General features: G+C 72.3%; 16 protein-coding genes. 5 read left to right on the top strand and 11 right to left on the bottom strand.

Annotation, left to right across the window (positions count from 1 at the left end; genetic code table 11):
* Positions 1-125: 125 nt before the first annotated feature.
* Positions 126-1,220: a DUF2330 domain-containing protein gene (locus tag ABZ434_RS07505; RefSeq protein WP_359132910.1), complete on the bottom strand. Its 1,095-nt coding sequence runs from the start codon at positions 1,218-1,220 to the stop codon at positions 126-128.
* A 329-nt stretch (positions 1,221-1,549) separates the two neighbouring features.
* Between ABZ434_RS07505 and ABZ434_RS07510 the strand changes: the two genes are divergently transcribed.
* Positions 1,550-3,559, top strand: coding sequence for a bifunctional glycosyltransferase 87/phosphatase PAP2 family protein (locus tag ABZ434_RS07510; protein WP_359132833.1), 2,010 nt, complete (start codon positions 1,550-1,552; stop codon positions 3,557-3,559).
* A 116-nt stretch (positions 3,560-3,675) separates the two neighbouring features.
* Here ABZ434_RS07510 and ABZ434_RS07515 read toward each other — a convergent pair whose 3' ends face one another.
* On the bottom strand, positions 3,676-4,647 hold the full coding sequence (locus ABZ434_RS07515; RefSeq protein WP_359132835.1) for an AEC family transporter: 972 nt from the start codon (positions 4,645-4,647) through the stop codon (positions 3,676-3,678).
* A gap of 51 nt (positions 4,648-4,698) precedes the next feature.
* The gene (locus tag ABZ434_RS07520) at positions 4,699-5,949 is read right to left on the bottom strand and encodes a cytochrome P450 (protein WP_359132836.1); all 1,251 of its coding nucleotides are present in this window, start codon (positions 5,947-5,949) and stop codon (positions 4,699-4,701) included.
* A 317-nt stretch (positions 5,950-6,266) separates the two neighbouring features.
* Between ABZ434_RS07520 and ABZ434_RS07525 the strand changes: the two genes are divergently transcribed.
* On the top strand, positions 6,267-7,436 hold the full coding sequence (locus ABZ434_RS07525) for a steroid 3-ketoacyl-CoA thiolase (RefSeq protein WP_359132837.1): 1,170 nt from the start codon (positions 6,267-6,269) through the stop codon (positions 7,434-7,436).
* 48 nt (positions 7,437-7,484) lie between these two features.
* On the opposite strand, the gene ABZ434_RS07530 is transcribed toward ABZ434_RS07525, so the two are convergent.
* Positions 7,485-10,598, bottom strand: coding sequence for an alpha-N-acetylglucosaminidase (locus tag ABZ434_RS07530; RefSeq protein WP_359132838.1), 3,114 nt, complete (start codon positions 10,596-10,598; stop codon positions 7,485-7,487).
* 248 nt (positions 10,599-10,846) lie between these two features.
* On the opposite strand from ABZ434_RS07530, the gene ABZ434_RS07535 reads away from it, so the two are divergent.
* The gene (locus ABZ434_RS07535) at positions 10,847-12,127 is read left to right on the top strand and encodes an alpha/beta hydrolase (RefSeq protein ID WP_359132840.1); all 1,281 of its coding nucleotides are present in this window, start codon (positions 10,847-10,849) and stop codon (positions 12,125-12,127) included.
* Positions 12,128-12,203: 76 nt separating this feature from the next.
* Here ABZ434_RS07535 and ABZ434_RS07540 read toward each other — a convergent pair whose 3' ends face one another.
* The 6 genes from ABZ434_RS07540 to ABZ434_RS07565 all read right to left on the bottom strand — a co-directional run bounded on the left by ABZ434_RS07540 (position 12,204) and on the right by ABZ434_RS07565 (position 18,602).
* Positions 12,204-12,629 (bottom strand): transglycosylase SLT domain-containing protein, encoded by a 426-nt coding sequence (locus ABZ434_RS07540; protein WP_326735951.1) that lies wholly within the window; start codon positions 12,627-12,629, stop codon positions 12,204-12,206.
* Positions 12,630-12,933: 304 nt separating this feature from the next.
* Positions 12,934-13,761 (bottom strand): ECF transporter S component, encoded by an 828-nt coding sequence (locus tag ABZ434_RS07545; RefSeq protein WP_359132841.1) that lies wholly within the window; start codon positions 13,759-13,761, stop codon positions 12,934-12,936.
* Complete coding sequence (locus ABZ434_RS07550; RefSeq protein ID WP_359132842.1) at positions 13,758-15,473, bottom strand: ATP-binding cassette domain-containing protein; 1,716 nt, start codon at positions 15,471-15,473, stop codon at positions 13,758-13,760. The genes ABZ434_RS07545 and ABZ434_RS07550 overlap by 4 nt, the downstream gene beginning before the upstream one ends.
* Positions 15,470-16,630, bottom strand: a complete 1,161-nt coding sequence (locus ABZ434_RS07555) for an energy-coupling factor transporter transmembrane protein EcfT (RefSeq protein ID WP_359132843.1) — start codon at positions 16,628-16,630, stop codon at positions 15,470-15,472. Before ABZ434_RS07555 ends, ABZ434_RS07550 begins: the two co-directional genes overlap by 4 nt.
* Complete coding sequence (locus ABZ434_RS07560) at positions 16,627-17,310, bottom strand: SCO2322 family protein (protein ID WP_359132911.1); 684 nt, start codon at positions 17,308-17,310, stop codon at positions 16,627-16,629. Before ABZ434_RS07560 ends, ABZ434_RS07555 begins: the two co-directional genes overlap by 4 nt.
* Positions 17,311-17,342: 32 nt before the next feature.
* Positions 17,343-18,602 (bottom strand): prenyltransferase/squalene oxidase repeat-containing protein, encoded by a 1,260-nt coding sequence (locus ABZ434_RS07565; RefSeq protein WP_359132844.1) that lies wholly within the window; start codon positions 18,600-18,602, stop codon positions 17,343-17,345.
* A gap of 349 nt (positions 18,603-18,951) precedes the next feature.
* On the opposite strand from ABZ434_RS07565, the gene ABZ434_RS07570 reads away from it, so the two are divergent.
* On the top strand, positions 18,952-19,719 hold the full coding sequence (locus ABZ434_RS07570) for a class I SAM-dependent methyltransferase (protein WP_359132845.1): 768 nt from the start codon (positions 18,952-18,954) through the stop codon (positions 19,717-19,719).
* Between the two features lie 157 nt (positions 19,720-19,876).
* Complete coding sequence (locus ABZ434_RS07575; protein ID WP_359132847.1) at positions 19,877-20,515, top strand: LysE family translocator; 639 nt, start codon at positions 19,877-19,879, stop codon at positions 20,513-20,515.
* A 98-nt stretch (positions 20,516-20,613) separates the two neighbouring features.
* Here ABZ434_RS07575 and ABZ434_RS07580 read toward each other — a convergent pair whose 3' ends face one another.
* Complete coding sequence (locus ABZ434_RS07580; RefSeq protein WP_359132848.1) at positions 20,614-21,177, bottom strand: N-acetyltransferase; 564 nt, start codon at positions 21,175-21,177, stop codon at positions 20,614-20,616.
* Between the last annotated feature and the right edge of the window lie 14 nt (positions 21,178-21,191).

Here is a 21,191-nt window from a genome sequence, read left to right on the forward strand (position 1 = left end):
GTCATTCTGGCGTGCGCCCGACCGTAGGAAAAAACGATTTGGTGCACAGAGGCGTCGCGAGGACCGCCGTCCCACGATTCACCAGGGGTACACACGTCCGCACCGCGCACCCCCCGGTCCCGCTCTCACCTCAGCGGCGGTGGCACGGTGACCGGCGGCGGCGGGGTAACCGGACGCCGCCGCCGGGCCCGGAGCGCCAGGAACAGGGCCGCGGCCACCGCCAGCGCACCGCCGAGCAGCGTCAGCACCCAGGCCGGTGCGCCGCCCAGGGTCAGCAGCTCGTCCCGGTAGTACGTGGTCCGGTAGGCGGTGTCCGCCGGGGCCGCCCGCAGTTCGTGGTCACCGTCGATCAGCTCCGGCCGCGGGAACGCCTGGTCGATCGCCGTGACGAACACCGGCTTGCCGCCCGTCAGCGCACCCAGCGCCGGGTAGGCGTCCCGCTCATGCCCGGTGTCGACCCGCCCCGCGTACGTCACCTCGGGCTGCCGCCCGCCGATCGCGCCGCGCGGCTCCATGCGGTGAGCCGCGAGCACGTACAGCCCCAGGGACTGCGGCGTCGCGGCCAGCCGGGACAGACGCATCGGGTAGACCAGCCGGTCGCTGGCGAAGCGCAGCCGCAGAGGGTCGAGCGTGCCGCTCAGCGTGCCGCCGGACTCCTCGGGAGCCAGGCGCACGGCCACGTACTCCCACTTCTGCGCGACATAGGGGCGCAGCGCCGTCGCGAGGCGGTCGGGCAGCTCGAAACCGTTCTCCTTCAGCCAGCCCTCCAGCGCGGCGGGGTCGGTCGCGGTCAGCCGGGCCACGTCGAACGGCCCGAGCCGCTCCCGGCCGACGACCTCGACCGGCTGGGCGCCCGGGGCGGCGGCGCCGTCACCGGACCGGTGGCCCGAGCCGCCGAACGGCCAGTCCTTCGCCCGTGGCCAGAAGTAGTGCCGGGTGGCGCTCACCGGAGCCGTGAGGGTTTGGAGCTCCGAGAAGAGCGAGGCGTCGCCCAGCTCGACCGTGGCACGGTGCGGTACGGGCATGATCCAGGCAGCTTCGGGGGCGTCACCGCGCACGGTGAGCCGCATGACGATCTGCTCGGTGCTGCCGTCCCAGCCGACGACGGACGTCTCGCGGTCGACCGATACCTGGGCGGTGCGGTCCACGACCATCGCCCCGCAGCCGCATGCGTACGCCGGCGCGATCAGCGACCCCAGCTGAGCCGCGAACACCAGCATGACCAGGGACAGCGCGCGGAGCGCCCACCCGCCCGGCCGTATCCGCACCTCGGTACTTCTCCCCGCACACCGCATGGTCCGTGTTCCTCCCCGTGGTCTCCGATCAGGGGCTCAGACGTGCGGGCGGCCCCACCGGTTCCGGTCGTTCCGGCCCGTCCGCAAGGCCCGGCCGGGCATTCTTTCGGACAAAAGCGGGATGACAGTCAGGTGAAGAGGGGGTGATTGTGTCTACCTCATAGGGCAATGCGAAGGTTTCACAGCATGCCGGGCAGAGAATCGGCACCAAACGTTGGGAGGGTCGGCGCAACGTGGCGAACGCGGAGCACAGTGTGCGCACAGACGCGGCGACGGGAGCGAGGACCGGGGCTGCCCGTGCCGTGCTCTGGCTGGTTGTGGCCGTATTGGCCGTGCGACAGATGGCGGTGGTGCTGCGGCAGCCGCCCGGCGAACGCCTCACCGACCTGGAGACGTGGATCGGTGAGAACGGTGTGCTCCATGTGACGGGTTCGCTGTACGACACCGACCGGTTCACCGGCACCCCCTTCGCCGGCCTGGTGCTCAAGCCACTGACCCGCACGGCCGAACAGAGCCTCGGCGTCGCCTGGACCTTCGGGTCGCTGCTGCTCGTCGCCGCCCTCGGCATCATCGCCGCGCGCGCCCTGCCCGCCCCCGTCAGCCGCCGCACGGCCCTGCTCGCCGCCCCCGTGGCCATCAGCCTGCTGATGCTCTCGTTGCCGGTGCGCAACGCCCTCCACCTGGGCCAGACCAGCATCCTGCCGGTCCTCCTGGTGCTCGTCGGCTGCTTCGTGGTCCGCGGCGAACGGGCCTCCGGCGTACTGATCGGGATCGCGGCCGCTCTCCAGCCGACCGTGCTGCTCTTCGCCGTACTCCTCTGGCTGACCGGAAGACGCGGAGCCGCGCTGACGGGCGGGGCGGCCTTCGCCGTCTGCACGGCGCTGGCCTGGGCCGCGATGCCGCACGACTCGTGGACGTACTGGGTGCACCACGTCGCGGGCGCCGGGCTCGGCGACCAGGCCGACAGCCTCGCCAACCAGTCGCTGCACGGCGCACTGCTCCGCCTGGGCCTGGAGGGCCCGTTGGAGATCGCCCTCTTCGTGGTCCTCGCCGCGGCCGTCTGCTTCCTCGGACTGCGCCGCGCCGCACGGTACGCGCGCGACGGCCAGCTGCTGCTGGCCGTGGCCGTGACCGGCTGCGTCTGTGTCGCCGTGGCGCCCACCGCCTGGCAGCACCAGCTGCTGTGGGTGCTGCTCGCCGTGGTCGGCCGGATCGGTAAGCGGGCCTCCGACCGGCTGGTGTGGCCGGCCGTCGTGGTCCTGGTCGTCACGCTGCCGGGCAAGATGCTGCTGCCGAACATCGAGGCGGTGTTCCCGGTCCGCGACAACGTGCTGCTGATCGCCGCGCTCGCGGCCGCCTGCGCCGCCCCGTTCCTGCCGCGCACCTCTCCGTACTGGCAGCAGCCGGTCCCCACCGCTCACGCGGCCCCGGTCGCCGCCCGCTGGAGCCGGGTGCCGCTGCTGCCGTTCTGGCGACGGGTGCTCAGCCGGCCGAACCTGCTGCTGGAACTCCTGCTTATCAGGGTCGTCTACTCCGCGTACCAGCAGGTCAGGCTCGCCGCGACGGCCGGCCGTGCCACCGCTGAGCACCACGGCCGGCAGATTCACTCGATCGAACAGTGGCTGCACATCGACATCGAGCACTGGGTCAACCACTCGGTCGTCGAGGTCGGCTGGCTGCGGGACTTCTTCGACTACTACTACTCGACGTTCCACTTCATCGTGCCGCTGACCATCCTCGGGGTGCTGTACGTACGCCGCCCCGCGGACTACCGCTGGGTCCGCAGCTCCATCGGCTTCGCCACGCTGCTCGCGCTGGTCGGTTTCTGGCTCTACCCGCTGGCCCCGCCGCGGCTGATGCCGGGGCTCGGCTTCATCGACACGGTCCACGGGGTCCAGGACTTCGCGAAGCCCGACTACGGAACGCTGACCGGGGTGACCAACCAGTACGCGGCGATGCCCTCCCTGCACTTCGGCTGGTCCCTGTGGTGCGGTGTGGTGATCGTGATGCTCGCCCCGAAGATCTGGATGAAGGCGCTGGGGGTGCTCCACCCGCTGTTCACGGTCTCGACGATCGTCGCGACCGGCAACCACTGGGTGCTCGACGCGGTGGGCGGGGCAGCGGTGGTGGCTCTCGGCTTCGGCCTCACGTACGCGCTCTGCGGCCCGCGCAGGCTGCGGGAACCGGGTGACGGGGCGGCGAAGGACGGAACGGGCGACTCGGCGTCGTCGAAACCCGTCGGACGCGTCACCGAGAGAGCCTGACCACGGGCGAGGCCGAAGGGGTGCCGGACGCGCAGATGCGCCCGGCACCCCTTCGGCCTGTGGATCGTCGCCCCCCAAGCATCCGCCCGTCGGGCGGGCCCCGCCACTCCAACAGCTCAGCGGGACGGCCCCAGCGCCCAGGCGGCCAGGGACAGCGTGACCATCGACACCACCGTGGAGGCCACCACGCTGTTGCGGGCGAGGCCGGTGTCCAGGCCGTACTCACGGGCGTAGAGGTACGCGTTCTGGGCCGTCGGCAGCGCGGAGCAGAGCACCACGGCCAACACCTGGTGGTCCGGCAGGTGCAGGAGCGGACCGGCGACGAGGAAGGCGATCAGGGGCTGGACCAGAGTCTTGAGCGCGACCGCGACACCGACCTCCCTACGTTCCGTGACCCGGCCCGTTCCGTCGTCCGCGATCCGGCGCCCCGGCCCGCCGTACAGCGACAGGCCCAGCGTGATCAGAGCCGTCGGCACGGCCGCTGCCCCGAGCACGTCGCACGAGTGGGTGACGGCCGTCGGCAGGCGCCACCCGGCCGCCGAGACGGCGACCCCGACAAGCGAGGCCATGATGACGGGGTTGCGCACGGGCATGGTGAGCATCCGGCGCAGCCCGCCGGCGGCGGACCCACCGCCCTGGGTGCCGGAGTCCAGGAGGGTCAGGATCACGGGCGAGACCAGCAGCACCTGGAACAGGATGACCTGGGCGACGAACGACGCGTCGCCGAGCACGTGCACCGCCACCGGGATGCCGAGATTGGCGGAGTTGACGTAGCCGGACGCCATGCCGCTGACCGCCGCCTCGGCCCTCTTGCGGCCGAAGAAGCGCCGGCCCACCGCGTATCCCAGTGCCGACACCGACGCCGTGCCCGCGGCGAACGCCACCATCGACGGATGGGCGAAGGCGGCCGGCCGTGACCCGGACACCATGGTGAACAGCGCGGCGGGCATGGCCACATGGAAGACGAAGCGGCCGAGCACCGACTCCGCCTGCTCCCCGAGGAGTCCGCCGCGGCCGGCCGCGTAGCCGATGCCGGTCAGGATCCAGATGGGGGCGAAACCGGAGAGCAGCGCATGCATGGCAGTCATGATCCCCGTACCCCTGTCCGACATGCGGACGGGGGTACGGGGACGCCGTGCTCAGGCTTTGGCGGTGCTCACCTGGAGTTGCTTGATGCCGTTGAGCCATGCCGACCGCAGCCGTCGCGGGTCGCCGGTCATCCGCAGGTCCGGCAGTACGTCCGCGATCGCGTTGAAGATCAGGTTGATCTCCATCACGGCCAGGGACTTGCCCAGGCAGAAGTGCGGACCGCCGCCACCGAAGCCGAGGTGCGGGTTCGGGTCGCGGGAGATGTCGAAGCGCTCCGGGTTCTCGAAGACCTCGGGGTCGTTGTTGGCCGAGGAGTAGAAGAGGCCGACCCGGTCGCCCTTCCTGATCTGCTGCCCGCCCAGTTCGAGGTCCTGGGTGGCGGTCCGCTGGAAGGAGACCACGGGCGTCGCCCAGCGGACGATCTCCTCGGCGGTGGTCTCCGGCCGCTCGCGCTTGTAGAGCTCCCACTGCTCGGGGTGGGTCAAGAAGGCGTGCATGCCGTGGCTGATGGCGTTGCGCGTGGTCTCGTTTCCGGCCACGGCGAGCAGGATCACGAAGAAGCCGAACTCGTCGGACGAGAGGTTGCCCTCGCCCTCGGCGGCGACCAGCTGCGAGACGATGTCCTTGGCCGGGCACTCCTTGCGCGCCGCCGCGAGGTTCATCGAGTAGGAGACGATCTCCATGGCCGCCTCGGCGCCGATCTCCTCGGTGATCGCGTACTCCGGATCGTCGTACGCGGCCATCTTGTTCGACCAGTCGAAGATCCGGGCCCGGTCCTCCTGCGGTACGCCGATGAGCTCGGCGATCGCCTGGAGCGGCAGCTCCACGGCGATGTTGGTCACGAAGTCGAACGAGCCGTCGTCGTCCGCCCCGGCCAGTGCCGTCTCGACGATGGAGCGCGCCCGGTTGCGCAGGGTCTCCTCCAGGGACCGGATGGCCCGGGGGGTGAAGCCACGCTGGACGATCTGGCGGACCCGGGTGTGCTCGGGCGGGTCCATGTTCAGCATGATCAGCTTCTGGACGTCGATCTGGTCCCGGCTGATCGACTCGTTGAAGCGGATCACCGCGGTGTTGGTGTTCGACGAGAACAGTTCGGGATGCGTCGAGACGTACTTGACGTCCGCGTGGCGGGTGACGACCCAGTAACCCGCGTCGTCGAAGCCGGAGATGCCGGTGGGCTGGGTGCACCACCAGACCGGCGCCGTCTCCCGCATGAGAGCGAACTCCGGGTGCGGGACCCGGGCGTGGAGCAGGTCGGGATCGGTGAAGTCGAACCCTTCGGGCAGATGGGGGCAGGGCATCGGCAGCTCCAGGTCAAGGACTCCAGGTCGGTCCGAGAGCCGTCGGAGCATTGCCTGACGACCCATCAGAAGTTGCCCGCAAGGTAGTAACGAGTTCTACAACTGACAAGGGGCATGGCCGGATCTGTTGCGTGAAGCATCGGTGAACCGGGCCGGTTTGCGATGGGTGCCGGTCGTGAAGGCTGGGCAAGGTGCGTGCACGACCCTTGCGTACCGGGGGTAAGCCTCATAAGACTGCTTGCAGAACTAGAACGCGTACTAGTTCCTTCCGTGGGCGCCGGGACGCCTCTGCGGAAGTGCGAGGAGAGGACGAGCTCATGGCCGCGGAACCCGTCATCGTCGAAGCCGTACGCACCCCCATCGGCAAGCGCGGAGGCGCGCTCGCCAATCTCCACCCGGCCTATCTGCTGGGTGAGACCTACCGTGAACTTCTCGGCCGGACCGGCATCCACGCCGACTGCGTCGAACAGATCGTCGGCGGCACCGTCACCCACGCCGGCGAACAGTCCATGAACCCCGCGCGCAACGCCTGGCTCACCGTGGGACTTCCGTACGAGACCGCCGCGACGACCGTGGACTGCCAGTGCGGCTCCTCGCAGCAGGCCTCCCACATGGTCGCGAACATGGTCGCGGCCGGAGTGATCGACGTCGGCATCAGCTGCGGGGTCGAGGCGATGTCGCGCGTACCGCTGGGCAGCGGCTCCAAGCACGGTCCGGGCAAGCCGTGGCCCGACGAGTGGAACGTCGACCTGCCCAACCAGTTCGAGGCCGCCGAGCGCATCGCCCGCAAGCGCGGACTCACCCGGGAGAACGTCGACTCGCTCGGCCTCCTCTCGCAGGAGCGGGCGGCCGTCGCCTGGTCCGAGGAGCGCTACAAACGGGAGACGTACGCGGTCCAGGTGCCCACCACCGAGGCCGAACAGGCCGCCGGTCAGGGCATGTGGCGGCTCGTCGACCACGACGAGGGGCTGCGCGACACCACCATGGAGGGCCTCGCCCGGCTCAAACCCGTGATGCCCACCGCCATCCACACCGCGGGCAACTCCTCGCAGATATCGGACGGCGCCTGCGCGATCATGTGGGCGTCCAAGCGGATGGCGCGGGCCCTCAAGCTCAAGCCGCGGGCCCGGATCGTCGCCCAGGCACTGGTCGGCTCCGACCCGCACTTCCACCTCGACGGCCCCGTGGACGCGACCCGCGCGGTGCTCGGCAAGGCCGGGATGTCACTCAAGGACATCGACATCGTCGAGATCAACGAGGCCTTCGCGTCCGTGGTGCTGAGCTGGGCGCAGGTCTTCGACCAGGACCTGTCGAAGGTCAACGTCAACGGCGGGGCGATCGCCCTCGGTCACCCCGTGGGTGCCACCGGGGCCCGGCTGATCACCACGGCCCTGCACGAACTTGAGCGCAGCGACAAGGAGTTCGCCCTGATCACCATGTGTGCGGGGGGCGCGCTGGCGACCGGCACGATCATCCAGCGGCTGTAGAGGCCCGTCCGTGGGGTGGGGGCTGCGACGGCAGCCCCCACCACCGGGTCAGCCCGTCAGCGACCAGCCGCTGAAGTCGGCCCGGCCGCGCCGTCCGGACCCGCCGTTCGCCGCCGTCATGAAGAACCCGACGTCCTGGACGGCCGCGGCACCCGGCACCGTCACCGCGCCCAGGGCCCGCCAGGTGGTTCCGCCGTCCGTCGAGCAGGAGCCCGTGTACGCGGCTCCGGCCCGCGTCAGCCGCAGCAGCACCGGCCCGGTGAAGCCCGGCACCGAATCCCGCTTCTCCAGGGTGCCGTCACCGTTGGCGTCGTACGAGAGCACGACCCCGTTGGTCGGGGTCAGGGCCAGGTTCAGGAAACCCCTGGAGCCGGTCGTAGCCATCGCGTTGCGGACGACGATTCCCGCTCGCGCCCAGTTGCCGGTGTTGTCCTGGGAGTCCACGCGTACGGTGGCGCACCCGCCGTCCCCGAAGGCCGCCGCCCGGTACACCGTGCCGAACTCGGCCGTCGAGCCCCACAGATCGCGCCCCGCCCCGTCGATGGCGAAGCGCCCGGCGACCTGGCCGAACGACGCGTCGTTCGCGTTGTGCGTCAGCCAGCCCGCGTCGAGCGGCCCCGCCACGTAGATGCGCCCCTGCACCACCGCCGTGACCGGCCGCTCCCCGCGGGGCCCGTACTCCGTCCGCAGCTCGAACGGATGCGGCTCCAGCGGCTCCTGCGGAGCGGCCGGCGGAGCGGTGACCCGCCAGCTCGCCCGGGCGCTGCCGCCCGCCTCCACACCGGCCAGGTCGACCGGTCCCTGCGCCTCGCTCTCCAGGCCGGGAAGACCGAGGGAGAAGCGGACGGGCCCGGTCGCCCGCAGCCCGTTGACGTTGCGGAATCCGGCCTCGACGACCGTCGAGCCGCCCGGCGGCACGGTGGTCCGGTCGGCCCCGACGGTGACCGTGCCCTGGTAGGGGGCGGTGGAGAGCGTCTCGTACACCCGGCGCGCGGTCCGGTGCACGGCGGCCGCGCTCAGCTCCCGCAGCGGGTACGCCTTGCGCTCGTGCGTCCACGGCTCCTCGACGGCGTACCAGTCGAAGGCCGCCGGGGCCCGGTCGTGGGCGAGCGCGTCCGCCATCTCGTCCAGATAGCTCTGCCACTGCGGCAGATGGAAGTCGCCGGTCAGCCCCTGCCAGTCACGGTTGGCGTAGTTGGCCAGCTTGCCCGGGTCGGCGGCCGGGCGGTCCGCCCAGGTGGTGATGAGCGCACGGGCACTGTGTTCCAGCTGGGCGGCCTCGGCGGGTGAGGAGGCGTACCGCCGCGCCTCGTCCAGCCAGGGGCCGAGCATGAACGCCCGGTGCCCGCCCGTCATTTCCTCGCTCAGGCGCATCAGTTTCAGCCACAGTGCCGACAACGTGTCGAACGTACTCCGGTCCTTGCGGTCGTAGGCGGCGCGCAGCTGCGGGAGCAACTGCCGGGAGCGGTTGGCGAGTGCCTGGCGGGCGAAGTCGGTCAGGTCGAAGCGGTACGCCTCCGACCGGCGCAGCGGCTCCCGCATCCCGAGCAGGCCGGCGAAGGCGAGGTCGAAGCCCGCCGAGTCGAAGGACAGCTGGGTGGTGCCCCAGTACGTGGCGTTGACCGCCGCGAGGTCGGGACGGGCCGCGAACAGGGAGTCGTGCGGGCGGCCGTCGATGCTCTGCACGTCGTACGCGGTGTCGCGCAGCGCGGCGAAGGCGGCCGTGGCCTGCCGGTCCCGGCCGCCGTAGCGGAACTGCGCGTACCGCGCGAACCAGGCCGCCCGGTCGACGGTCTCCTCGCGCCAGGCCAGCTCGGTGAACAGCTCGAAGGCGGCCGGATCGCGGTCCGTGGACTCCGGCAGGTAGGCGGTGCCGGTCAGGGCGCTGCCGGCCTTGTCGCGCCAGGCCGGAAACTTCTGCGTCCAGGACGGAGCCATCGCGCCCAGCGTGGTCCGGCCGCCGAAGTTCGGGATCGCGCCGAAGGCGTAAGGGGTGTTGACCCACTCCTTCTCGCGGTCCGTGGACTCGTCCAGCTCGGAGCGGCCGTCCACGATCAGGACGTGCGTCTTGTCCAGTGCGGCCAGCAGCTCGGGGCGAGGATTGCCGGTCCAGCCCATGATCACCCAGGTGGCGCCGGGGCGGGCGGTCTGCAGTGCGCGCTCGATGCCGCGCGCCGCCTCGGGGATGTCCACCCCGCCCGCACTGCCGCCCTCGTGGAGGATGTCCATCTTGTACGAGGGCACGTCACCGAACAGCACCCGCTGGTGCCGGTAGAAGGACTCGGCGACCCGGGCGAAGGTGTCGGTGCGGGGGTCCAGCCAGTCCGGGCGCCGGAATCCGGACCAGAGGCCCTGCGGGACGACGAAGGCGCCGGGGTTGCGGTCGGCGAATTCGCCCGGGACCGTACCGAAGTATCCGGGCAGGACCGGGGACATCCCGAGCTCGCGCATCCGGTCCGCGGCCCGGCGGCCGAGTCCGGCCCGCCGGGCGACGAGCTCCGGGCTGACCGGGCCCCCGTACCCGCTCATGTTCTGCAGCAGCCACCACGGCTGGTGGGTCGGCGCCGGGATCCAGGCCCTGGCCTCCGCGTCGCTGTAGCCGAACTCCTGCAGCATCCGGTGGTACACGGCCTCCTGCCCCACGGTCAGGAAGATCTCGTTGCACCCGTGCAGCGCCAGCACGTCGAGCGTGCGCTCCCAGCGGGCCCAGTCGGCGTACGGGGCGGTGTACCCGTCGTACGTGTCGTTGAAGGCGAACCGGTGCGGGACCGTCGCCCCGCGCTCCAGCGGCTGCCGGGGTGCGGGCAGCACGGCAGGCAGGTCCAGCTGGCTGCCGGCCCAGGAGATCACCGCGTCGCACTCGTACTTCAGGTACCAGTGCACACCGGTCAGGATCACCGCCGGGCTGGTCCCGGCGACCTCGATGTGTCCGCGCGAACCGCCGACCCGGAAGCGCTCGCCGCCGTCCGCCGGATCGAGGAGGGTGAGCCGGAACTGGTCGGCGTGACCGCCCAGCAGCCGCCCCAGCGCCGCGCGGGCGGCCGTGGTTCCCGCCGCCGTCCGGGCCGGGCCGGCCACCGCCGGGATCTGCGTGGCGAGGGCGGCGGACACGCCCACCGCTCCGGCCGAGGTCAGTAGCGTACGTCTCGACAGCTGCGTCACGAGCACTCCTTGGTCGTAGCCACGGATGGTGCGTCAGATGTGAACTGGATTCTGCGGGGCGCACGTTAATGGGGGGACGCAGGCGCGACAACGGACCCCCAACATCTTTCGGACAGGCCACCGGATGGCGCAGCGGCCGGTCACGCCCGGGAGGGGTGGCCCCCGGACCGGGAGTGCTCTCAAGTGCACCTCCGGCCGGGGGCTCACGCCGATGGTGGAGCCCCACGCCCCCGCATAGCGTCCTCATCATGCAGACCAACGCGAGCAACTCCCGCCGGACGACCCGTACACGACGCCTTCCGGCGGCCGCCACCGTGGTGGTCCTCGCCGCGCTGAGCACGGTGCCGGCCGCGGCGGACGCCCGGCGGGACCCCGCGCCCCCGGCCTCCGTGCATCAGCAGACCGGGAAGGCCGCAGGCCGCGGCACCCTCGTCGCGGTCACGCCCGTCGCCACCGTGGACCGGTCCGGGGTCATGGACTTCCTCGCCGCGGGGGGCATGGACACGGCCACCGTCCGGCACGGCGTCCGGGCCTACCGCCTCACCTACCGCACCGTCACGCCGCAGGGCGCGCCCACCATCGCCACCGGCCTCTTCGTGCTCCCGGTGGGCGGCGCCCACCGGCTGGACCTGGTCTCCGACACCCACGGCACGATGGTGCACCGGGACTACGCGCCCTCCGTCGGCGAGGACTTCGGCCGCTATGCCCCGTACCTGCACGCCTCGGCCGGGCGGGCCGTCGCCGCCCCGGACTACCTGGGTCTGGGCAAGGGGCCCGGCTTCCACCCGTACATGGACACCGCGTCGTCCGTCAGCGCCTCGCTCGACATGCTCCGTGCCTCCCGGACCGCCGCACAGCGGCTGGGCCGCCCGCTGACCGGCGACGTGTACGCGAGCGGCTTCTCGCAGGGCGGCCAGGTCGCCATGGCGCTGGGCAAGGCACTGGAGAACGGGGCCGACCGGCGCTTCACCCTGCGGGCGCTGGCTCCCGCATCCGGTCCGTACGACATCGAGCACGCCGAGATACCCGGACTGTTCGACGGCCGGGTCAACGACACCAGCAGCATCTTCTACATGACGTACTTCCTCACCGCGCAGAACCGGATCCACCCGCTCTACAAGGACCCCTCCGAGGCGTTCCGGCAGCCGTACGCGGACGTCGTCGAGGAGCTCTTCGACACGAACCACTCCGAGGAGGAGATCTTCTCGGTCCTGCCCGCCACGCTGAAGGAGCTGCTCACCGACGCGTACTACGAGAAGGTCCAGCACCCGACCGGCGCCCTGCTGGCCGCGGTCCGCGCACAGGACGGCACCTGTGCCTGGAAGCCGGACGTGCCGGTGCGCCTCTACTCCGCGGCGGGCGACACCGACGTTCCCATGGCCAACGCCCGCAACTGTGCGGCCGATCTGGCCCGGCACGGTGCGAGTGCGACGGTGGTCGACCAGGGCGCGGCCGACCACAACGGGACCTACCTCAGATCCGGTCCGCAGATCGTGCGCTGGTTCGACGGGCTGGCCGCGCGCGGCTGAGGGAAACGCCGAGGGCCCCCCACCGCACACACGCGGTGGAGGGCCCTCGGCGTCACTGGCTTCGGTCCGGGTGGACTCAGTACCAGCTGTTGGCCTGCCAGAACGACCAGGCGCCACAGGGGCTGCCGTAGCGGGAGTTCATGTAGTCCATGCCCCACTTGATCTGGGTGGTGGGGTTGGTCTGCCAGTCGGAGCCGGCGGAGGCCATCTTCGAGCCGGGCAGCGCCTGGACCAGGCCGTAGGCACCGGAGGAGGCGTTGGTCGCGCTCGGGTTCCAGCCGCTCTCGTGGCTGACGATGTTGCTGAAGCACTGGAACTGCGCGTCGTCACCGATCATCTGCTTCGCCGTGTCCTGAGCACTCGCGGCAGCGGACGTCGGCGCGGCGGAGGTGGCCGCCATGGCCGGGGAGACGCCCAGGGCCACGCCGGAGGCACCCAGCAGCACGGCTGCACCGGCGACGGCGGACTTGCGACGGGCGAGGATGTTACGGGCGAACGACACAGGGAACCTAACGTCGGGTACGGGGGAGTCGCGTGCTCCGGTCCGAATCCTGCGTGGACCGTTGCGCGTTGACCGCTGTCCGATCCGGTGGACCCTGCGGTGCTCGGCGACGTCTCAAGTGTTAGCCGCGCCGTTCAGCCACCGCAACGACCCCTGGTACGACCCCGCCTCGCACCCAGGGCCGAAGGTCCCGAACCGCCTCAAACCACTTCGTAGCAGGTCGGAGGGGGTGAAACGGGGTCCGGCGAGGTCTCGCCGCGGCTCCTACGCCGCTTCGTACAGGACCAAGGTCCTGTGGGTGCCCTCACTCGCCGGGAGCCCCGAATGTGACCTGGGCCTCGAAGGCGGCGCGGCGCGTGGCCCGGCGCAGCGCCTTCAGCAGCGCGGTTCCGACGGTCAGCGTCAGCACGACGGTGAGCACGGCCCGGCCCAGGTCCCAGCCGAGCGAGGTGGCCGTGCAGTACGCGAGGAACCGCACCAGGTTGTCGCCGAGCGCGTCACCGGGCCGGAAGGAGATGCCCGAGCCGAGGCCCGGCACGATCGTCCACCCGTAGAGATTCATGACCGTCCCGTACGCGAACGAGGCCACCGCCCCGTACAGGGCGAGCATCAGCAGCTCGGCGCGCCCGCGCAGCCGGTCCGGACCCGGCAGCAGCCCGGCGCCCATCGCGAACCAGCCCATCGACAGCATCTGGAACGGCATCCACGGGCCCACCCCGCCGGTCAGCAACGCGGAGGCGAACATCGTCACCGAGCCCAGCACGAAACCGAAGCCCGGTCCGAGCACCCGCCCGCTCAGCACCATCAGGAAGAACATCGGCTCCAGACCGGCCGTACCCGCCCCCAGCGGGCGCAGCGCGGCCCCGACCGCGGCCAGTACCCCCAGCATCGCGACCGCCTTCGCGTCGAGCCCGGAGTCCGCGATCATCGCGACCACCACCCCGACCAGCAGCGGAAGCAGCGCGGCGAACAGCCACGGCGCGTCCTTCGAGTGCGCGAGCCCGGAGTCCGGCCCGGCCAGCAGCGGCCAGCCGAAGGCGGCCACCCCGATCGCGCTGATCAGCACCAGCGCGATCACGGCCCGTGGACCGAGCCGCACCGGCCGCGCCCTCCGCTCCCTCGTTCCCCTCACTCGGTACCTCCCAGCGCTTCTCGCACCTGTGACACGGTGAGCCACTCCTGCGGTGCGAGGACCTTCGCGATCTGCGGGGCGAACGCGGGCGAGGACACCACGACCTGCGGGGTCGGCCCGTCCGCGACGACCTCCCCGTCGGCGAGGATCACCACCCGGTGGGCCAGCTCGGCGGCCAGCTCCACATCATGGGTGGCCAGCACGATCGCATGGCCCTCGGCCGCCAGCGTGCGCAGCACCCCGACGAGCCGGGCCTTCGCCGCGTAGTCCAGACCGCGGGTCGGCTCGTCCAGGAGCAGCAGCGGGGGCCGGGCGGTCAGCACGAGCGCGAGCGCCAGGGCGAGCCGCTGGCCCTCGGAGAGATCACGGGGATGGGTGGCGTCCGCGACTCCGGGCAGCAGCTCGGAGACCAGCGCCCGGCAGCTGCCCGGCGCGGCGCCCGCATCGGCGTCGGCCGCCGCGCACTCGGCCGCGACGGTGTCCGCGTACAGCAGATCGCGCGGCTCCTGCGGTACGAGCCCGACGCGGCGCACCATCTCGCGCGGCGCCGTCCGGTGCGGGGTGCGGCCGCCGACGAGCACGCTGCCGGAGGTCGGCTCGACCATGCCGACGAGGGCCGAGAGCAGGGTGGACTTGCCCGCGCCGTTGCGTCCCATCAGGGCGACGGTCTCGCCGGGGGCGACGGTGAGCGTGACCCGGCGCAGCGCCTCGACGCGTCCGCGCCGCACCGCGAGCCGTTCCACGCGGGTGGTGGCGTCGGTGACGGGGTCGGCGGCGGTCTCCTGCGGTCCGCGGGCGAGCAGCCGGGCCAGGGCGGACCGCCGTGGCGACGGGCGGGAGGGCGGCGGCGGTGGGAACCCGCGGTTCTCGCCGTCGCCGACCGGCCCGGGCGCCACGCCCGCCAGCCGCTCCCGCATCCCGGACGCCCGCCGCCGGGCATCGCGGACCGACAGGGGCAGCGGCTCCCAGCCGGCCAGCCGGCCCAGCGCCACCACCGGCGGATGCACCGCGGAGAGGGCCATCACATCGGCGGGCGCGCCCATCACCGGGGCGGCGCCCGGCGACGGCAGCAGGACGACCTGGTCCGCGTACTGCACCACGCGCTCCAGCCGGTGCTCCGCCATCAGGACGGTCGTCCCCAGGTCGTGGACGAGGCGCTGCAGCACCGCGAGGACCTCTTCGGCCGCCGCCGGGTCCAGCGCGGACGTCGGCTCGTCCAGCACCAGGACCCGGGGGTGCGGGGTCAGGACCGAACCGATCGCGACCCGTTGCTGCTGGCCCCCGGACAGGGTGGCGATCGGCCGGTCGCGCAGCCCGGCGAGGCCCAGCAGGTCGAGGGTCTCCTCGACCCGCCGCCGCATCACGTCCGGAGCCAGGCCCAGCGACTCCATGCCGTAGGCCAGCTCGTCCTCGACCGTGTCCGTCACGAAGTGGGAGAGCGGGTCCTGGCCCACGGTGCCGACCAGATCGGCGAGCTCACGGGGCTTGTGGGTGCGGGTGTCGCGCCCGTCGACGGTGACGCGCCCGGTCAGCCGGCCGCCGGTGAAGTGCGGCACGAGCCCCGACACGGCACCCAGCAAGGTCGACTTGCCGACCCCGGACGGCCCGACGAGGAGCACCAGCTCACCCTCGGGAACGGTCAGGTCGACGCCCGACAGGGTGGCGCGGTCCACCCCCTCGTACTGCACCGAAACGTCGTCGAACCGGATCACACCTGCTCCTCGAAGCCTGTGGGGGAGGGCGGGACGGGCGCGACCACCGCCGGAAGCAGCCCGATCAGCACCGCGGCCGCCGGCCACAGCGGCAGCACGGGTGCGGTCAGCGGTACGACACCGGGGTGCAGTGCCGCAGGATCCGCACCGCCCGCCCAGATCATCGCCACCGCGACCGCCGCGCCGGATGCCGCGACCAGCCAGGCGCGCGCGCCCCACCGGTCGGGCCGGTAGCGGGTCCGTACCGAACGCGCCCCGCCGAGCCGCAGCCCGGCCATCGCCGCGACGAGCCCGATGACCAGCAGCGGCAGCCCGTACACCGCGCCCTGGGCGGCGAGCAGCCCGTACGTACCGGCGCAGACGCCCAGGAGTCCGCCGAGCGTGAGGACGTTCGTGGTGTGCCGGACGGCGGCCGGGACCTGCGCGGTGCGGCCGTAGCCCCGCGCGTCCATCGAGGCCGCCACCGCGACCGACCGCTCCAGCGCGCCCTCCAGCACCGGCAGCCCGATCTGCAGGACGGCCCGCACCCCGCCGGTCGGGCGTCCGCGCAACCGCCGGGCCGTGCGCAGGCGCATCACATCGGCGACCATGTTCGGCGCGAACGTCATCGCGACGACGACGGCCACCCCGGCCTCGTACAGCGCACCGGGCAGTGACTTCAGCAGCCGGGCAGGGTTGGCGAGGGAGTTGGCCGCGCCGACACAGATCAGCAGCGCGGCCAGCTTCGCCCCGTCGTACAGCGCGAAGAGCAGCTGCTCGGCGGTGACCCGGCCTCCGATCCGGACCCCCTTCGCCCAGTCGGGCAGCGGCACCTCGGGCAGCGTGAACACGACATGCGTTCCGGGAATCGGGGAACCGAGGAAGGCGGCGAAGAGCAGCCTCACACCGATGACGAACAGCCCGATCCTGATGAACGCCCCGTAGGACCTGGCCCACGGCGCATCCGTGCGGCGCGCGGCCACGACGTACCCCGCCACGCCGACCAGCAGGCCGAGCAGCAGCGGGTTGGTGGTCCGGGACGCGGCGGTGGCGAGCCCGAGCGCCCACAGCCACCAGGCACCGGCGGGCAGCGCGTTGCTCCGGGTGGCGGCGGGGGCGCGCCAGGCACGGATCCGGTCCACCGGGGCGTCCGTACGGCCGGTCGTTGTACTGGTCATCCGCGGCGGCGGCGGGCCTGCGCGACTGCGGCGATACCGAGGAGCAGGACGGCTCCGATCCCGACGAGGACCCCGGCGGACGGCCCGCCACCGTCCGAACCGTCGTCACCTGCGGCGACACCCGCCGACGTGGGCACGGAGGCATCGGCCGTGGCGGTCCTGCTGCCACCCGTGTCCACCTGCTCACCGCAGCCGGAGGCCGGATAGCCGGAGATCGCGCAGAGCAGCGCGTCACTCCCGTAACGCAGCGGCTTCGCCACCTTGGCGAGGGCCTCGGCACTGCTCGCGTCCTCGGGGACCTGCGCGCACGCCGTACGCAGCGCGGGCGGCGTCCGGCCGTCCGGGGCGTCGTCGGCGGTACCGGGATCGATGACGAGGGCGACCCGCTTGGTGCCGCCCTCGGCGGGTGTGTCCGCGCAGATCGTCGCGAAATCGGGGGAGCGGCGCGGCTTGGCCGCGTCCTGCGAGTCCGCACTCACGGCGAACCGGAAGCCCTGCACCGAGCCGTCGTCCGGGCGGACCAGCGACGGCCCCTGGGTGGCATACGCCCACCCGCTGCCGGAGCCCTCCCAGAACGACCAGTAGCGGTAACCCGCCGCCTGGGCCGTGCCCGTACCGAGCACGGCCAGAACGGCGCCCAGGACGACCAGCAGCGCGGTGGCCCGACCGGCGCGCCTCAGGGGCCGGCGGGCGGACGCGCTCCGGCGGGCCCTCACAGCTGCTGGTTCTTGCGGCGGCCGCTGATCAGGAACCCGGCGCCGGCGCCGACGGCCAGTCCGATTCCGACGAACCACCAGACACCGCCGATGCCGTCCCCGTCACCGCTGTCCTTCTTCTCCTCCTCGGTGGCGCTCGCCGTCGGCTTCTTGACGGCGGCGGGCGCGGGGCCCGTGGCGTTCAGCTGGGCGACGAGGTCGGCGCCGCCGAAGTCGTGGACGTCGGCGCCGGTGGAGTGGGCGGCCATGACGAGCTGTGCGTAGGCGGCGGGGCCGTTCTCCTTCGCCCAGTCCGCGGAGTTCTCCGCCAGCCACTTCACGGAGGCGGCGGCCTTGTCCTTGTGACCGGACGCGGACAGGGCGACGACCGCGTCGGCGGTGTTGCCGAAGTCGGGCTGCGGGGTGGTGTCCTCGGCACCGGGCATCGGCGGCGAGTCGAGATGACCGGTCCCGGCGAGGGCCCCGGCCAGGTAGTAGGCACCGTTCTGCGCGGCCTGCTCGGGCTTGAGGGCGTCACCCTCGGTGCAGGTCGGGTCCTTCACCGCGGCGTTGTTGCCGACGACGAGTCCCTTGCCGAGCGAGCCGAGCACGGCGGCCGCGGTGGCATCGCCGTTGGCGGCGAGCTTGCCGGCCTTGTCGGGCTGGTACGCGAACGCGCCGCCGCCCTTGCCGCCGCAGGGGATCGCGAAGGTGAGCAGGGCGTCGTACGGGGTCTTGCCGCCGTCGTTCGTCACGTCCCCGAGCTTCTCCCCGGCCCGGGCGAGGGCGCCGATCACGATCGAGGTGGAGTTCGCGTCACTCGGACTGCCCGCGGTGTAGCCCCAGCCGCCGTCCTTGTTCTGTACGGACTTCAGCCAGGCGACCCCGTTGTGCACGATTTCCTCGTGCCCGCGCACCTCGTGCAGTGCCTGCACGGCGGCGGCCGTCGCATTGGTGTCGATCATGGTCTTGGCGTCGCAGGGCACGGAGGCGTCCGGCCGGTACGCGGGGAACGCGCCGCTGTCGCACTGCTGGCCGATCAGCCAGTCGACGGCCTTTACGGCGGGGGAGACGCCCACGGCCCGCTGCGAGACGAAGGCCAGCGACTGCCGCCACACTCCGTCGTACGTCGGGTCCTTCGTGCCGTACAGCCCCGAGGGCAGTGCCACGGACGGCGAGGGGGAGGGGGACGGCGCGGCGACTGCGGCCGGGGCTGCGGCCGCACAGAGCACGGTGGCGGTGGCGGCGAGCGCAGCTGCGCTGCGGCGTACGGTCATGGCGGGCGGGGCCTCTCCTGGGGGAACCGGGCGCAGGCACACACAGGCACCAGGCTCCGGCTCCGTGTACCTCGACGGTGCCGGCCACCGGGGACCCGGCGGCACGAGCCGGTCACGACACGGACAGGGCATTCCGACTCCCGCCCGGACGGGCGGTCACGGGATGGGGCCTCCCCGGCTCGAGTGAAGTCGAGAGAGAGGGGAAGCGTCAGCGCCGGATTCGCACCGGCTTCCCCCTGAACGGGCATGATGACGACGCGCCCACTCTACCGGGCGGGTTCGGAGGGGCTTCGGCATGGTCGGCTCCGGACCCGGTGGCCGGACCGCCCCCGGTGCCAGAATGTGCCCCATGGCTGGTCGCGCACAGAGCTTCGGAACGATGGCGGAAGCGTACGAACGGTTCAGGCCGGGATATCCCGTCGAGCTCTTCGACAGGGTGACGGCGTACATGGGCTCGCGGCCCCGGACCGCCCTGGAGATCGGTGCCGGGACGGGCAAGGCGACCCGGCTGTTCGCCCGGCGGGGAGTCGTGGTCACCGCGACCGAGCCCGACGCCGCCATGCGCGCCGAGTTGCGCAAGCACGTGCCGCCGGGGGTCAGGACGCTGCGGGCCGCGTTCGAGGACGTGCGGCCCGGCGAGACGTACGGACTGGTCTATGCCGCGGCGGCGCTGCACTGGACGGACCCGGAGGGCCGGTGGTCCCGGATGGCCGCGTTGCTGGAGCCGGGCGGAGTGTTCGCCTGCTTCGGCGGGTCGGTCCGGCTGGCCGACCCGGCTGTCGACGAGGCGGTTCGTGCGGCGCGGGCACGGTTCCTGGAGACCGACGAGGTCCCGTCCCCGGACGGGACGCCCCCGGAGGACGAGATGCAGTGGCCGGGGACGGAGCTCGGGCGGTCCGAGTGGTTCACCGATGTCCGACAGTCCGTGATCCGGCGGCGTCTGACGATGAGTGACGCCGACTACGCCGGCCACCTCTCGACCGTCTCGGCCTACCTCGTCCTGCCGCCCCCGGAGCGGGAGCAGGTATTCGGCCGGATCAGGCAGGTGCTGCCCAGGACGGTCGAGATCGTCGCCGACATCACCGTCCACCTTGCGCGTCGATGCCACGAGCGGTAGTCGCAAGGCTCTGAGGGGCCTCAGTCCTCTCCCGCCGGGTTCGATCGCGAAGCGTCCCGGCCGTCCCGCCCGCGGTCGCGCCCCTCCGCTCGCCGCGCCGGCCCGGGCACGAAAAAGGGGATGAGGGAGGAACCCGGCCGGTGCTTACATGAGCCGCATGGTGTCTGCCGATCGCTTGCTCGCCTTCGCGGCTATGTCGTTCCTGTTGATCGTGATCCCGGGGCCCAGTGTGCTGTTCGTCATCGGGCGGGCGCTGGCCCAGGGCCGACGCGCGGCGCTGACCACCGTCGTGGGCAACACGGTGGGCGCCTGCCTGCTCGTCGTGGCCGTGGCCCTCGGGGTGGGGTCGGTCGTGGAGCGTTCCGTTCCGGTCTTCACGGTGCTGAAGCTGGCCGGTGCCGCGTACCTGATGTACCTGGGGGTCAGGGCGTGGCGGCAACGCGGCTCGCTCCAGGCCGCCTTCACCGGTGAACGGACCGAGCACGGCGGTCTGCGCACGGCCTGGGAGGGGTTCGCCGTCGGTGTGGCCAACCCCAAGACCATGGTGTTCTTCGCTGCTGTACTGCCGCAGTTCGTCGACCGCGCCCAGGGACACGTCATGCTGCAGATGCTGCTGCTCGGGCTGGTCTTCAACGTCATCGCACTGGCCTCGGACAGCCTGTGGGGACTGCTCGCGGCAACCGGCCGGGACTGGTTCGCCCGCTCGCCCCAGCGGCTCTCCCTGGTCGGAGGAGTCGGCGGGGTCACGATGATCGGCCTCGGTGTGACCATTGCCGTGACGGGACGCAAGGACTGATCCGGCCCGCCGGTCACGGCGCCGCCTCTCACCCCTTGCGGGGAGAGGCCCGCCGGTCACGGCGCCGCCTCTCACCCCTTCCGGGGAGCCTCGCCCGGTCAGCCACGCCGTCGGAGATCCAGCATGCAGAAGACCTTGTCGAAACGGGCCACTCCCACCGCGACGAAGTCGGGCAGCCGTCCGTACTCCGTGAAGCCCAGCGACCGGTACAGCTGCAGGGCAGGGGCGTTGTCGCCGCGGGCGTCCAGGGTGAGGACCTCGATGCCCCGCTCCCGGGCGTCGGCGATCAGGGCGGCGGTCAGCGCCCGGCCGGCCCCCCTGCCGTGGGTGGCGGCATCCACCGCGACCTTCTCCAGGTCCGCGTGCGGCCGATGGGTCGGCCGGGCGTACCGGCGCCAGTACCCGAACCCGCAGAGCTCGCCGCCGACGTAGGCCGCACGCAGCGACGCGTCCCCGGCTCCCACCGCGGAGAGGACGTCGTCGAGGAGAGCCGCCACCTCGTCCCGCGAGGGCGGTTCGACCCAGCCGAGCGCCGCCCCCGCGGCGACGAGGTCCGCCAGGATCCGGTGGGCCGACTCCGGGAACCCGGCCTCCAGCCGCGGATCGGCCGCCAGTTCCGATGCGTTGAGGACGGTGAGGTCGTCGCGATGTTGCGTGGTCACCGGGAGCACCTCCT

This window comes from Streptomyces sp. NPDC005761, from assembly GCF_040630635.1.
Taxonomy (GTDB): domain Bacteria; phylum Actinomycetota; class Actinomycetes; order Streptomycetales; family Streptomycetaceae; genus Streptomyces.